This window comes from Caulobacter sp. KR2-114, assembly GCF_049446115.1.
Lineage (GTDB): Bacteria > Pseudomonadota > Alphaproteobacteria > Caulobacterales > Caulobacteraceae > Acaudatibacter.
Map to the genome: position 1 here is coordinate 158,805 of NZ_JBMSEC010000002.1, position 12,352 is coordinate 171,156.

Genomic DNA, 12,352 nt, shown 5'->3' on the forward strand with positions numbered 1-12,352 from the left:
CCTTGCTAGGAGAAGGGCGCATCAGGGAAGGAAGAGCGGCCATGAGCCTCGATGGGACCTACGATCCAGACAACATCTTCGCCAAGATCGTGCGCGGCGAGGCGCCGTCGGCGAAGGTGTATGAGGACGCCGACACCCTGGCCTTCATGGACGTGTTCCCCCAGGCCAGCGGCCATGTTCTGGTGATCCACAAGCGCTCGACGGCGCGCAACCTGCTGGAGGTGGACGACGCCGACCTGGCGGCGGTGATGCGCACAACGCGGAAGGTGGCCCGGGCGGTGCGCCAGGCGCTGAAGCCGGACGCCATCGCCATCATGCAGTTCAACGGCGCGGCGTCCGGCCAGACCGTCTATCACCTGCACGTGCACGTCATCCCCCGCACCGAGGGCGTTCCGCTCGGCCGGCACGCCAGCGGCGGCATGGCCGATCCCAAGGTGCTGGCCGAACAGGCGGCGGCGATCGCCGCGGCCATCCGCTGACATGAGCGGGCTGGAGGTCAGCTTCACCCGCATCTCGCCCACCCATCACCGCTTCGCCTACCGGCGTCCCGACGGCAGCGGCGAGACGGTGGAGATGGAGACCCGCAGCCTGCTGCAGCACGACCTGCTGCACTTCGCGGTGGAGAGCGAGGCGGGCCTGCGCGGTTCGTTCTACGGCATCCTGGCCAAGATCGGCGGCTACGAGGAGCTGCGGGTCGCCGGCGGCATGGCCCTGGGCGGCGAGATCGCCATCACCGAGCGGGTGGTCGGGGCCCTGACCGGAGCGCTCGCGCAGCCCGAGCTCGACGACGAGGCTTTCGTGGCCCAGGTGCGCGAATTCCTCGAGGTCTACGACGAGGGCGCTCCGCGCTGGCTGACGCCCGGTTTCATGACCGCCGTGCGCGAGCGGATGCGCCAGCTCGAGGGACGCTGGAAGGCGACGCCGTTCGGCGAGACGATGACCCTGACGCTTGATCTCTAGCGCCACGCCATCGCTGTGATCGTCACTTGACGAATTGGAAAGTCGCTCGCATACTTTCCACATTGGAAAGTGAAGGTGAACCGATGTCTCTCTCATCCGCGGAAGCTACCGAAGCGCTGGAAGCCCTGCGGCGCTCGCGCGCCGAACTGGCGGCAGCCGCCAACTGCCCTCCCGCGCGGCATCTCGCCTTCGCAGGCCTGCTGGGCGGGCTCATCGCCGGCCAGGCTGCGCCCTTGCCCTGGCCGCTATTCGTCGAGGCCCTGATGCTGGCGGGGGTCGCCCTGGTGGTCATCTGGGATCGCCGGCGCACGGGCATGTTCATCAACGGCTACCGCGCCGGGCGCACGCGCCCGCTGACCTTCACCCTGCTGGGTCTGACCCTGGGCCTGCTAGCGCTGGCCCTCTGGCTCAGGGACGCCCTGGGGATCGTCTGGGCGCCGATCGGGTGCGGCGCCGTCGCCTCGGTGCTCGCCTATTTCGCCAGCGCCTGGTGGCAGCGGATCTATCGCCGCGAACTGGAACAGCTGCCGTGAGCGAGGGCGGCTTCGACCCGACGATCCACCCGCCCGCCCGACTGCAGATCATGGCGGTGCTGGCGGGGGTGCATGACGCCGAATTCGCCCTGCTCAAGAAGATCGTGAAGGTCAGCGATTCCCTGCTGTCGAAGCACCTGTCTGCCCTGGTCGATGCGGGGTACGTCAATCTGCGCAAGGCGGCCCTCGACGGACGCCAGCGCACCTGGGCCCAGATCACCAAGGCCGGGAGGCGGGCTTTCGCCGATCACGTCAAGGCGCTCGAGGCGCTGGCGGCGGTCGTGGACCGGATGGCCGCCGAGTAGGGTCAGCGGGCGGTCCACGGCGGCTGGCCGACGCCGGCCACCCGGGTCCAGCGGCCGTGCAGCGCCACCTCGCGAAACTGGTAGAGGAAGGCGGCGGTCGGCGGATTGATCCACTGGCCGTTGGCGAACATGCGCAGGATCGGCTCGCCGCCGTCCGGGTGCGCTTCGGCGCGGGGCGACTGCGGGTGATCCAGGTGCTCCAGCGGGATCAGCCAGGCGTCGTGCACCTCGGTGGGATCGGGCTTCAGGGTCAGCGGCGCATCGGACCAGGCCACCACGGGGGTCACCATGTGCCCGCCCAGGGTGACGAAGTCGTCCAGCCGCCCGAGGGCCGCATGGGCGGGCAGGGCGACGCCCAGCTCCTCCCAGGTCTCGCGCAAGGCGCCGTCCTCCGGGCTCTCGCCGGCGTCGAGGTTGCCGCCGGGCAGGGCGTAGTTGCCGGCGCCCCGGCGCATGGTCAGCGCCCGGCGGGTGAGGGCGAAGGTCGGCGCGCCGTCCACGGGCGAGATCAGCACGGTCACGGCGGCCGGGCGCAGGTCGGGCCGCTGCAGCGCCAAGCGCGGGAACGCCGCCAGGTTGGCCATGACCGTCTGTTTCAGGGCGTCCATCGCCCGACTATGGGCCGCCTGGCGTCGATTCCCACAGCGCAAAACGAAACGCCCCGCCGGCAACGGCGGGGCGCTCGCTGGTCGTGGATGGGGCGCGGCCTATTCGGCCAGCGCCGGCTCCTCGGCGTCGGAGTCGTCGACCGTCTCGGCCGTGGAGGGCGGGGCGGTCTTCTCGTCGAACTCGAAGGCCAGCTTGCCGTCCTGCAGCACCACCTTGACGTGGCCGCCCTTGGAGAGGCGTCCGAACAGGATGTCGTCGGCCAGGGGGCGCTTGATCTGCTCCTGGATCACCCGGCCCAGGGGGCGGGCGCCGTAGAGCTCGTCGTAGCCGTTCTTGGCCAGCCAATCGAGCGCCTCTTCCGAGGCTTCGATGGTGACGTGCCGGTCGGCCAGCTGGGCTTCCAGCTGCAGGACGAACTTCTGCACCACCATGCGGATGACGTCCTGGTTCAGCGGCTTGAAGGCCACCACGGCGTCGAGGCGGTTGCGGAATTCCGGGGTGAACAGGCGCTTGATCGCCTCTTCGTCCTGGCCTTCCACCTTGCCGCGGCCGAAGCCGATGGAGTTGCGCTGGCTGTCGGAGGCCCCGGCGTTGGTGGTCATGATCAGGATCACGTTCCTGAAGTCGACCTTCTTGCCGTTGGCGTCCGTCAGGGTGCCGTGGTCCATCACCTGCAGCAGGATGTTGTAGACGTCCTGGTGCGCCTTCTCGATTTCGTCGAGCAGCACCACCGCGTGCGGATGCTGGTCGACGGCGTCGGTCAGCAGGCCGCCCTGGTCGAAGCCGACATAGCCGGGAGGCGCGCCGATCAGGCGGCTGACCGTGTGCCGCTCCATGTACTCCGACATGTCGAAGCGCAGGAGCTCGATGCCCAGGGTCGAGGCCAGCTGGCGGGCGGTCTCGGTCTTGCCGGTGCCGGTGGGACCGGAGAACAGGTAGCAGCCGATCGGCTTGTTGGCGTCGCGCAGGCCCGCCCGCGCCATCTTCATGGCGCTGGAGAGCTGCAGGATCGCCTCGTCCTGGCCGAACACCGCCCCCTTCAGGTCGACTTCAAGCTGCTTGAGGGCCTCGGTGTCGGACTTGGAGACCGACTTGGGCGGGATGCGGGCGATCTTGGCGACCACCGCCTCCACTTCCTTCAGACCGATGATCTTCTTGCGCTTGGATTCCGGCAGCAGCATCTGGCTGGCCCCGGCCTCGTCGATGATGTCGATGGCCTTGTCGGGCAGCTTGCGGTCGTTGATGTACTTGGCCGACAGCTCCACCGAGGCGCGAATGGCCTCGTTGGTGTACTTCAGCTTGTGGAACTCCTCGTAGTAGGTCTTCAGACCCTTGAGGATCTTGATGGTGTCCTCGACCGTCGGCTCGTTGACGTCGATCTTCTGGAACCGGCGCACCAGGGCGCGGTCCTTCTCGAAGTGTTGGCGGAACTCCTTGTAGGTGGTGGAGCCCATGCACTTCAGGGTGCCCGAGGCCAGGGCCGGCTTCAGCAGGTTCGAGGCGTCCATGGCCCCGCCGCTGGTGGCGCCGGCGCCGATGACGGTGTGGATCTCGTCGATGAACAGGATCGCGCCGTCGTGGTTCTCGAGTTCCTTGATGACCTGCTTGACCCGCTCCTCGAAGTCGCCGCGGTAGCGGGTGCCGGCCAGCAGCGAACCCATGTCCAGGCTGAAGATGGTCGCCTTGGCCAGCACGTCCGGCACCTGGTGGGTGACGATCTTGCGGGCCAGCCCTTCGGCGATGGCCGTCTTGCCGACGCCGGGGTCGCCCACCAGCAGCGGATTGTTCTTGGTGCGCCGGCAGAGGATCTGGATGCAGCGCTCGACCTCGGCCGTCCGCCCGATCAGCGGGTCGACCTTGCCCTGGCGGGCCTTCTCATTGAGGTTGATGCAATAGGCTTCCAGGGCCTCGCCGCCGGTCTTGACGGCTGGCTTCTCCTCCTCCTCGCCCGCGCCCTTGGTGGGGCGCGCCTCGGAGGCGCCGGCCTTCTTGGCGATGCCATGCGCGATGAAGTTGACCGCGTCGTAACGGGTCATCTCCTGCTGCTGCAGGAAATACGCCGCGTGGCTTTCCCGCTCGGAGAAGATCGCCACCAGCACGTTCGCGCCGGTGACGTCGTCACGGCCCGAGGACTGAACGTGGATCACCGCGCGCTGGATCACGCGCTGGAAGCCCGCCGTGGGCTTGGCGTCCTCGCCGTCGTCCACGACCAGGGACTTCAGCTCGTTGTCGACGTAGGCGGTGAGGTTCTTCTTCAGCTCGGCCAGGTCCACGTCGCAGGCGCGCATCACATTGGAGGCGTCGGCGTCGTCGATGAGGGAGAGCAGCAGGTGCTCGAGGGTCGCGTATTCGTGTTTGCGCTGGTTCGCAAAGGCGACCGCGCGGTGAAGGGATTCTTCCAGGTTACGCGAGAATGATGGCAAGCTGGGCCTCTCAGTCCTTTTCCATGGTGCATTGCAGCGGGTGCTGATGACGGCGAGCCGTCTCAATCACCTGCGCAACTTTGGTTTCAGCCACTTCGTACGTAAAAACGCCGCAGACGCCGACGCCGTTCTGGTGGACGTGGAGCATGATACGCGTCGCGCTTTCGCGCGATTTATTGAAGAAGCGCTCCAGAACGTAGACCACAAATTCCATGGGCGTGTAGTCATCGTTGAGAATCAACACGCGATACATGGACGGCTTTTGGGTCTTGGTCTTCGTCTGGGTGACGATGGCCGTTCCCGTGCCGATAGTCTCGTTCCCTTGCTGCTTCTCCGCCACGACGGGTCTCCAACGCGGGAGGCTTAAGGGCCTCCCCTCCAATTAGATATGAGAACTAGGCCGCATTGGAAGGGGCGTTTCAAGACCGACGTTCGACCGGCGGCTCTGCGGTCAATTTGCACGCGGTCCGTTCTTGAGGGTCCGTGCGGAGACCACGGCGTCGGCGCCGAAGCGCTGTCTGAGGGCGTCCAAGGCTTTTTCGCTTTGCAGGGCGCGCGATTCCGCGGCTGCGAAAAAATCCGAAACGGCCAGATCGCCATCCACCAGCTCCGACATGCCAATCCCGATAAGGCGATAAGCCGCAGCCCCCACCTCGGGTTTCAACAGCTCGCGACCGATCTGGAACAGGGTCTTGGCCGTCTGGGTGGCGATCGGCAGCGTTCTGCGCCGCGTGGTGATGCGGAAAACCGAGTCGCGCAGCTTCAGGACCACCACCCTGCCGGCGATGGTTTCGGCGCGCGCGTGGCGGGCCACCTTCTCGCACAGCGGCCACAGCTGGTCCTCCAGGTCGGCCAGCCGGGTGAGGTCCTCATTGAAGGTGGTCTCGGCGCTGATGCTCTTGCGCGCCTGGTCGGGATCGACGGCGCGCGTGTCGCGACCGCGGGAAAGATCGGCCAGCCGCAGGCCGCCCGCCCCGAACCGCTCGGCCAGCACCCGGGGATCCTCTCGGGCCAGGTCGCCCACCGTACGGTAGCCGGCCTTCTCCAGGCTGCGGGCGAAGGCGGGGCCGACCCCGGGGATGACGCCCACCGGCCGCGGGGCCAGGAAGGCCTCCGCCTCGGCGGCGCCGATCACCGCAAAGCCGCGCGGCTTGTCCAGGTCGGAGGCGATCTTGGCCAGGAACTTGTTGGGCGCCAGGCCGATGGAGACGGTGATGCCCACCTCGCGCTCGATCTCGGCCTGCAGCCGGGCCAGGGTGAGGGCCGGCGGGGCGCCGTGCAGGCGCTCGGTGCCGGACAGGTCCATCCAGGCCTCGTCCAGCGACAGGCCCTGCACCAGCGGCGTCAGGTGGCGCACCTTCTCGAAAATCCGCCGGCTCTCGGTGCGGTACTTCGTGAAGTCAGGCTTGATGATCACGGCCTGGGGGCACAGCCGGCGGGCCTGGAACATCGGCATGGCCGAGCGCACGCCGCTGATGCGGGCGATGTAGCAGCAGGTGGTCACCACCCCGCGCACGCCCCCGCCGACGATCACCGGCAGATCGCGCAGCTCCGGGCGGTCGCGCTTCTCCACCGAGGCGTAGAAGGCGTCGCAGTCCATGTGCGCGATCGAGAGAAGGTCCAGCTCTGCATGCGCCAGAATGCGCGGCGAGCCGCACGTCGGGCACCGCTTCACCGCAGCCTCGCCGGTCCAGAAGCAGTCGCGGCAGAAGGCTTTCAAGGCCGCAGCCCTCCTGCCTAGTCGAGTGGCCACAGCCAGGCCGCCCCGCGCACGCCGGACGAATCGCCGTGGGCGGCCTGCACGATGCGGGTGGTGAAGACGTCGGAGAAGGCGTAGCGCGCGATCACCGGCGGCACGCGATCGTAGAGCTCGGTGGTGTTCGACATGCCGCCACCGAACACGATCACGTCCGGATCGAGGATGTCGCAGATCACCGCCAGGGCGCGCCCCAGCCGGTTCACGTAGCGGTCGAACGCGGACCGGGCCTCCGGTTCGCCCTGGCGCATGGCGGCGATGATCTGGTCGCCGGGCAGCTTGCGCCCCGTCGCGGCCAGGTAGTCCTCGCCGAAGGCGCTGCCGGAGATCCAGGTCTCCAGGCAGTCGGTGCGACCGCACCAGCAATGGTGCGTGGCTCGTTCGTCGGCGCTGGGCCAGGGCAGGGGGGTGTGGCCCCATTCGCCGCCGATGCGGTTTCGGCCCTCCACCGTGCGACCGCGCACCACCACGCCGCCGCCGCAGCCGGTGCCCAGGATGGCGCCGAACACGCCGTCGGCGCCGGCCGCCGCGCCGTCCGTGGCCTCGGACAGGGCGAAGCAGTTGGCGTCGTTCTCCACCCGGATGGTCTGGCCCAGAGCCCGCTCCAGGTCCTCCTTGAACGGCTTGTCGTTCAGCCAGACGCTGTTGGCGTTGCGCATGCGGCCGGTCTTCGGCGAGATCGAGCCGGGCATGCCCATGCCGATGGTCGCCTCGCTGATCCCGGCCTCGCGACGGGCCTCCTTGACCAGCCGGACCACGGTCTCGACGGCCGCGCCGTACTCGCCGGGGTTCGGCTGGCGCACGCGCGCGACATAGGTCCCCCGCTCGTCGAGGGCGGCCGCTTCGATCTTGGTGCCCCCGAAGTCGATACCGATACGGATCATGAAAGAATCGCCTCCAGCACTGCGGCCTGGAGGTCCGCCCAGTCGTCATAGCGTGGATGCCGGTCGGGCGCCGAGTAGGCATGTGGCCGAAGCCGCTCGTCGGCCACCAGCTGGAACCGCCGCACGCGCGGCGCGGCCTCGGCGACGGAGTCGAGGTTCGGCATCAGGTCGTCGATGAAGGCCACCGGGCCGGTGGTCTTGGCGGCGATGGCGGCTACGCTGGCCCCCTTGGGTCCCGAGTTGATCACCAGCGGGAAGTGCAGCTCGTTGCGCACCAGCCAGCGGGTGCGCGGGTCGCGGCCCTGCGGCGGGGCGTTGGTCAGGATCACCACACTGGCCACCTCGGCGAAGGCGTTCAGCGCCGCCGCCGCGCCGGGCGTCAGCTCCATGTGCTCCACCTCGCCGGCGAAGTACTCGTCGAACAGCATCCGCCCCACGGCGATATCAAGGTGCTGGTCGGAGCCGGGCTCGTAGATGCTCTGGAACAGGGCGAAGCGGGTGATGCGCATCTCGTAGCCGCGCTTGACGACGAACGTTTCGAAGCTGCGCATGAACAGGCCCAGGACTTCGTCCACGTCGACGATGACCATCGGCGCCTCGGGATCCACCGCAAGGCTTGCAATTTCAGGGGGAAGGACGATTTCGGACAGGGGGCGTTACCTGAAGGGCTAACCGGAAGGTAAGGATATTGTTGTGTCTTGCGCATTGAAACACAGACCCCACGAGTCGCGTGAGGGTCGATGGGGTTTGGGAAGTCGGGTTCCTGATGGCGAAGAGAGTCCTCATCGTCGAGGATAACGAGCTGAACATGAAGCTGTTTCATGATCTGCTCGACGCTCAGGGTTATGAGACCTTGCAGACCCGGGAGGGGCTGCAGGCGCTCAAGCTCGCCCGCGAATATCATCCCGACCTGATCCTGATGGACATCCAGCTGCCCGAGATTTCCGGCCTGGAGGTCACCAAGTGGCTGAAGGAAGACGAGGCGCTGAGCCACATTCCGGTGGTCGCGGTCACGGCCTTCGCCATGAAGGGTGACGAGGAGCGCATCCGCGAAGGCGGGTGCGAGGCCTATATCGCCAAGCCCATTTCCGTGGCCTACTTCCTCGACACCATCCGCCGTTTCCTGGACTAGGCACGATGACCGCCCGGATCCTGGTCGTAGACGACATCGACGCAAACGTCCGGCTGCTGCAGGCCAAGCTGCAGGCGGAATACTACGATGTGCTGACGGCCTACGACGGGGTCACGGCGCTGGCGATCGCCGCCGCCGAGAAGCCGGACATCGTGCTGCTGGACGTGATGATGCCGGGCATGGACGGCTTCCAGGTCTGCAAGCGGCTGAAGGAAGACCCCGAGACCCGGCATATCCCGGTGGTGCTGGTCACCGCCCTCGACGGACGTGCGGACCGCATCACCGGCCTGGAGGCGGGCGCCGACGAGTTCCTGACCAAGCCGATCGACGACCTGATGCTGTTCGCCCGGGTCAAGAGCCTGACCCGGCTGAAGGTGGTGATCGACGAACTGCGCCAGCGCGAGGCCTCCGGCCGTCGCATCGGCGTGATCGCCGGCGCCGCGGCGCGCCTGGGCGGGCAGGGCGGCCGGGTGCTGATCGTCGACGACCAGGAACGCCAGGCCCAGCGCATCGCCGGCGAACTCTCCATCGACCATCGGCCGGTGGTGGAGTCCGACCCCGAGAAGGCGGCGCTGACCGCCCGCGGCCCGGTCGACCTGGTGATCGTCAACGCCAACGCCAAGGGCTTCGACGGCCTGCGCTTCGCCGCCCAGCTGCGCTCGGACGAGCACACCCGGCACCTGCCGATCCTGGGCGTGGTCGATCCGGACGAGCGCCCGCGCCTGGTCAAGGCGCTGGAGATCGGCTTCAACGACATCCTGACCCGGCCGATCGATCCCCAGGAGCTGGCCGCCCGGGTGAAGAGCCAGATCCGCGGCAAGCGCTACACCGACTTCCTGCGCAACAACCTGGATCACTCGCTGGAGCTGGCGGTCACCGACCAGCTCACCGGCCTGCACAACCGGCGCTACATGACCGGCCAGCTGGGGGCCCTGGTCAACCGGGCGGTGCGCGGCGGCGATCCGGTCGCGGCGCTGATGATCGACATCGACCACTTCAAGAAGATCAACGACAGCTTCGGCCACGACATCGGCGACGAGGTGCTGCGCGAGTTCGCGGTGCGCCTGGCCTCGAACGTGCGCGCCGTGGACCTGCCGTGCCGCTACGGCGGCGAGGAGTTCATGGTGATCATGCCGGACACCCGCCTGTCGGACGCCGAGCGCATCGCCGAGCGCATCCGCCGCAACGTCGCCGGCTCACCGTTCCGCGTGGCGGGCGGCGCCGAGCAGCTGACCGTCACCATCTCCATCGGCGTCGCCGCCACCCTCGGCGACGGCGATCACGCCGAGGCCCTGCTCAAGCGCGCCGACGAGGCCGTGTACGAAGCCAAGGCCGCCGGCCGCAACAAGGTCATCGCCAAGGCGGCGTGAGGGCTTGATCCTCGGCCGTTCGGCGCCCGTCTCCGCCCCTGCACCGTCATCCTCGGGCCTCAGTCCCGAGGATCCATGAACACGTGCGGTGAAGTCGCGAGCGGCAGCGAAGCGTCGCAAAGGCGGCCGCCGTCCTGCCGTGGCGCGCCCTTCGAAGCGCGCCACCCGTTCTCACGCGCGCATGGACCCTCGGGACTTGCGCCCGAGGGTGACGGGGGGAGCATTTGCGCGAATTTCTGGGCCTAGCTGTGCGCCGCCTAGCCGAACGTCCCCTTGCGATAGAAGGTCTCCGTCAGCATCAGCCGCGGTCGCGCCAGGGCGTTCGGCGCCAGGGTGTGGAACACCGCCGGGTGCATGACGATCACGTCGCCGGCCTGGCCGGTCATCTCGCGGACCTTCACCGGAACGCCGCCCAGCACGCCGCCCTCGATCATGAACCGACGGATGCGGTCCGGGCCGCCGGCGGTCATCAACGCGGCGAGCCAGGGCTCCTCCGCCTTCAGAGTCTCGCGCATGTCGCCGGAACGCCAGCCGCCCGCCCTGGCCTGCCGGCGCGCGCGGTCCAGCACCACCCGGTGCGAGGCCTCGAGATAGGGCGTGCCCCCGGCGCGCGGCTCGACCGGCTCCAGCAAGCAGAACAGCCGCAACGCCGGCAGCTCGTCCAGCGACCCGGCCGCCGGCAGGTCCAGGTGCCAGGTGTTGTGCGGCACGTCCCAGGTCTCGCCCGTGGGGAAGGTGACCAGCGGCAGGGCCCAGGCCTTCGATCCGCGGGCGCAGCCTTCGCCCAGGAAGGCCTGCGCCAGTTCGGGGTAGCCGAGCCGCTCCAGCCGCGCGAACGCGCCGGCGCGCACCAGCGTCTGGAACTGGGCCGGCCGCTGGACGGTCCAGCTGGCCGGGTCGTCGCGGCGGATGTCGAATCGCCGCCGCAGGTCCGCCCAGAGCGCGTCGGCCATGGCGGCGGCGTCGGCCGCCGGCAGGAAGCCGGGCAGGCGCAGCACGCCGTCCTGATCGAAGCGCTCGCGCTGGGCGGGGGTGAGGGTGAAAGTCCTGGCCAAGGGTCCGTCTCCGATATGACGGCGCCCCGCAGCAGATGTCGCGCCGGGACGAGCGGTCCAGGCGATCCATCTACCGCAGGGCGGTACCCCACGGCCCACCGCAAGGCGCGGTGAACGATGCCGAAAAAGGTGCGCCGGCCAGCGCGCGGCGTCAACCGAAACGCAAAAGGCGCCCCGAAACGCAAAACGCCCGACCAGGGGCCGGGCGCTTACGGTGTTCGTGGGCCGGTTGGCAGCCTACTTGATCTTGCCTTCGCGGAATTCGACGTGCTTGCGCACCACCGGGTCGTACTTCTTCAGCACGAGCTTCTCGGTCATGGTCCGGGCGTTCTTCTTGGTCACGTAGTAGAAGCCGGTATCGGCCGACGAATTCAGCTTGATCTTGATGGATGCCGGTTTGGCCATGGCGTTCAGTCCTGACGGGCCGGCGCGGGGCCGGTAAATTGGAAGCCGCGGAACATACGAATCCGCGGGCGAAAGTCAACGGCGCTCACGCCTCACCCGTCGCCGCAGGCTGAGGCGAGCTGCGGGGGCGCCCCCAGACGACCTCGGTGACCAGTTCATATGTGAGGCGGCCGTCCGCGGTCCAGGGCCGCAGGCGCCGCTCCAGGTCGGCGTCGAAGGCCTGCGCCAGGTCTGCGCCCATTGCGGCGCGCGCCCAGGTCGCACGCGAATGCTGACCCCGGATGAAGGCGTCCAGAGGCTGGGAGACGGTGAAGGCGAACGCGCGTCGCCCCAGGAAGTCGATCCAGGCCTCGTGGCGATGGCCGAAGGCGTGGAAGCCGGCCGGATCGGGCGTGCGGCCGACGCGGCGCAGCCACAGGTCCATCGCCTCGTCCCAGACGGCCTTCCAGGGCGGGGCCGGCGGATGGTCGCCCGACACGGTGGCGAACAGCCCGGTGGCGTGCGCCAGCCGCGGAAACAGCGTGGCGTGATCCATGAAGTGGATCGAGGTTCCGGCCGTCACCAGGTCGTACGGCTCGTCCAGAGGGGCGCCGGCGTCGCTGGCCTGCAGCCAGCGGATGTTGTCCGCCGGCCACAGCCGCCGGGCCTCGGCCAGCATCGGGCCGGAGGGATCGAGGGCGGTCACCTGCGCGAAGTGCAGCGCCAGTGGCCCGGCCAGCTTGCCAGGGCCGCAGCCGAGGTCGAGGGCGCGCCGGCGGGCCGCGGGCAGGCCGGCCAGGGCGACGATCGCGGCCGAGGCGTAGGGCGGCCGGCAGGCGTAGCTGCGCGCCACATCGGCGTCGTCGAAGGCCGCGCCGCCGGCGGTGGTGAACGACTGGATCATGAGGGCCTCCCGCGTTGACGGCTGACCTTCGCCCGCT

The 12,352-nt window shown here is 68.7% G+C and carries 15 protein-coding genes; 6 read left to right on the forward strand and 9 right to left on the reverse strand.

From position 1 onward, the window contains the following. Nucleotides 1-41: 41 nt before the first annotated feature. The 4 genes from ACO2Q3_RS06795 to ACO2Q3_RS06810 all read left to right on the forward strand — a co-directional run bounded on the left by ACO2Q3_RS06795 (nucleotide 42) and on the right by ACO2Q3_RS06810 (nucleotide 1,798). Nucleotides 42-479: an HIT family protein gene (locus tag ACO2Q3_RS06795; RefSeq protein ID WP_423305803.1), complete on the forward strand. Its 438-nt coding sequence runs from the start codon at nucleotides 42-44 to the stop codon at nucleotides 477-479. Nucleotide 480: 1 nt separating this feature from the next. After that, the gene (locus ACO2Q3_RS06800) at nucleotides 481-960 is read left to right on the forward strand and encodes a hypothetical protein (protein ID WP_423305804.1); all 480 of its coding nucleotides are present in this window, start codon (nucleotides 481-483) and stop codon (nucleotides 958-960) included. 83 nt (nucleotides 961-1,043) lie between these two features. Next, a complete protein-coding gene (locus ACO2Q3_RS06805; RefSeq protein ID WP_423305805.1) occupies nucleotides 1,044-1,493 on the forward strand; it encodes a hypothetical protein in 450 nt (149 codons plus the stop codon). After that, complete coding sequence (locus tag ACO2Q3_RS06810) at nucleotides 1,490-1,798, forward strand: transcriptional regulator (RefSeq protein ID WP_423305806.1); 309 nt, start codon at nucleotides 1,490-1,492, stop codon at nucleotides 1,796-1,798. Before ACO2Q3_RS06805 ends, ACO2Q3_RS06810 begins: the two co-directional genes overlap by 4 nt. A gap of 2 nt (nucleotides 1,799-1,800) precedes the next feature. Here ACO2Q3_RS06810 and ACO2Q3_RS06815 read toward each other — a convergent pair whose 3' ends face one another. From ACO2Q3_RS06815 to ACO2Q3_RS06840, 6 genes are all read right to left on the reverse strand, one after another. After that, the gene (locus ACO2Q3_RS06815; RefSeq protein WP_423305807.1) at nucleotides 1,801-2,406 is read right to left on the reverse strand and encodes an NUDIX hydrolase; all 606 of its coding nucleotides are present in this window, start codon (nucleotides 2,404-2,406) and stop codon (nucleotides 1,801-1,803) included. Between the two features lie 99 nt (nucleotides 2,407-2,505). Beyond that, the gene (gene clpA / locus ACO2Q3_RS06820) at nucleotides 2,506-4,830 is read right to left on the reverse strand and encodes an ATP-dependent Clp protease ATP-binding subunit ClpA (protein ID WP_423305808.1); all 2,325 of its coding nucleotides are present in this window, start codon (nucleotides 4,828-4,830) and stop codon (nucleotides 2,506-2,508) included. A 10-nt stretch (nucleotides 4,831-4,840) separates the two neighbouring features. Beyond that, on the reverse strand, nucleotides 4,841-5,170 hold the full coding sequence (clpS, locus tag ACO2Q3_RS06825) for an ATP-dependent Clp protease adapter ClpS (protein WP_423305809.1): 330 nt from the start codon (nucleotides 5,168-5,170) through the stop codon (nucleotides 4,841-4,843). Nucleotides 5,171-5,281: 111 nt separating this feature from the next. Next, complete coding sequence (locus ACO2Q3_RS06830) at nucleotides 5,282-6,550, reverse strand: DNA polymerase IV (RefSeq protein ID WP_423305810.1); 1,269 nt, start codon at nucleotides 6,548-6,550, stop codon at nucleotides 5,282-5,284. Between the two features lie 17 nt (nucleotides 6,551-6,567). Further along, complete coding sequence (locus ACO2Q3_RS06835) at nucleotides 6,568-7,470, reverse strand: ROK family protein (protein ID WP_423305811.1); 903 nt, start codon at nucleotides 7,468-7,470, stop codon at nucleotides 6,568-6,570. After that, entirely contained in the window at nucleotides 7,467-8,060 is a 594-nt protein-coding gene (locus ACO2Q3_RS06840; protein WP_423305812.1) for a hypothetical protein, read from the reverse strand. Before ACO2Q3_RS06840 ends, ACO2Q3_RS06835 begins: the two co-directional genes overlap by 4 nt. A gap of 176 nt (nucleotides 8,061-8,236) precedes the next feature. On the opposite strand from ACO2Q3_RS06840, the gene ACO2Q3_RS06845 reads away from it, so the two are divergent. After that, nucleotides 8,237-8,602, forward strand: a complete 366-nt coding sequence (locus ACO2Q3_RS06845; protein ID WP_423305813.1) for a response regulator — start codon at nucleotides 8,237-8,239, stop codon at nucleotides 8,600-8,602. Between the two features lie 5 nt (nucleotides 8,603-8,607). Beyond that, on the forward strand, nucleotides 8,608-9,972 hold the full coding sequence (locus ACO2Q3_RS06850; protein WP_423305814.1) for a PleD family two-component system response regulator: 1,365 nt from the start codon (nucleotides 8,608-8,610) through the stop codon (nucleotides 9,970-9,972). A gap of 257 nt (nucleotides 9,973-10,229) precedes the next feature. Here ACO2Q3_RS06850 and ACO2Q3_RS06855 read toward each other — a convergent pair whose 3' ends face one another. From ACO2Q3_RS06855 to ACO2Q3_RS06865, 3 genes are all read right to left on the reverse strand, one after another. After that, nucleotides 10,230-11,027, reverse strand: a complete 798-nt coding sequence (locus ACO2Q3_RS06855; RefSeq protein WP_423305815.1) for a hypothetical protein — start codon at nucleotides 11,025-11,027, stop codon at nucleotides 10,230-10,232. Nucleotides 11,028-11,264: 237 nt separating this feature from the next. Next, a complete protein-coding gene (gene rpmG / locus ACO2Q3_RS06860) occupies nucleotides 11,265-11,432 on the reverse strand; it encodes a 50S ribosomal protein L33 (protein ID WP_423305816.1) in 168 nt (55 codons plus the stop codon). A gap of 85 nt (nucleotides 11,433-11,517) precedes the next feature. Continuing rightward, nucleotides 11,518-12,315 carry a class I SAM-dependent methyltransferase gene (locus ACO2Q3_RS06865; RefSeq protein ID WP_423305817.1) on the reverse strand — a complete coding sequence of 266 codons (798 nt, stop codon included), beginning with the start codon at nucleotides 12,313-12,315 and terminating at the stop codon, nucleotides 11,518-11,520. Between the last annotated feature and the right edge of the window lie 37 nt (nucleotides 12,316-12,352).

Bases quoted from the DNA above. Each gene is read 5' to 3' on its own strand.
- ACO2Q3_RS06795 (WP_423305803.1), top strand. From the start codon at position 42: ATGAGCCTCGATGGGACCTACGATCCAGACAACATCTTCGCCAAGATC.
- ACO2Q3_RS06800 (WP_423305804.1), top strand. From the start codon at position 481: ATGAGCGGGCTGGAGGTCAGCTTCACCCGCATCTCGCCCACCCATCAC.
- ACO2Q3_RS06805 (WP_423305805.1), top strand. From the start codon at position 1,044: ATGTCTCTCTCATCCGCGGAAGCTACCGAAGCGCTGGAAGCCCTGCGG.
- ACO2Q3_RS06815 (WP_423305807.1), bottom strand. From the start codon at position 2,406: ATGGACGCCCTGAAACAGACGGTCATGGCCAACCTGGCGGCGTTCCCG.
- ACO2Q3_RS06835 (WP_423305811.1), bottom strand. From the start codon at position 7,470: ATGATCCGTATCGGTATCGACTTCGGGGGCACCAAGATCGAAGCGGCC.
- ACO2Q3_RS06840 (WP_423305812.1), bottom strand. From the start codon at position 8,060: ATGGTCATCGTCGACGTGGACGAAGTCCTGGGCCTGTTCATGCGCAGC.
- ACO2Q3_RS06845 (WP_423305813.1), top strand. From the start codon at position 8,237: ATGGCGAAGAGAGTCCTCATCGTCGAGGATAACGAGCTGAACATGAAG.
- ACO2Q3_RS06850 (WP_423305814.1), top strand. From the start codon at position 8,608: ATGACCGCCCGGATCCTGGTCGTAGACGACATCGACGCAAACGTCCGG.
- rpmG (WP_423305816.1), bottom strand. From the start codon at position 11,432: ATGGCCAAACCGGCATCCATCAAGATCAAGCTGAATTCGTCGGCCGAT.
- ACO2Q3_RS06865 (WP_423305817.1), bottom strand. From the start codon at position 12,315: ATGATCCAGTCGTTCACCACCGCCGGCGGCGCGGCCTTCGACGACGCC.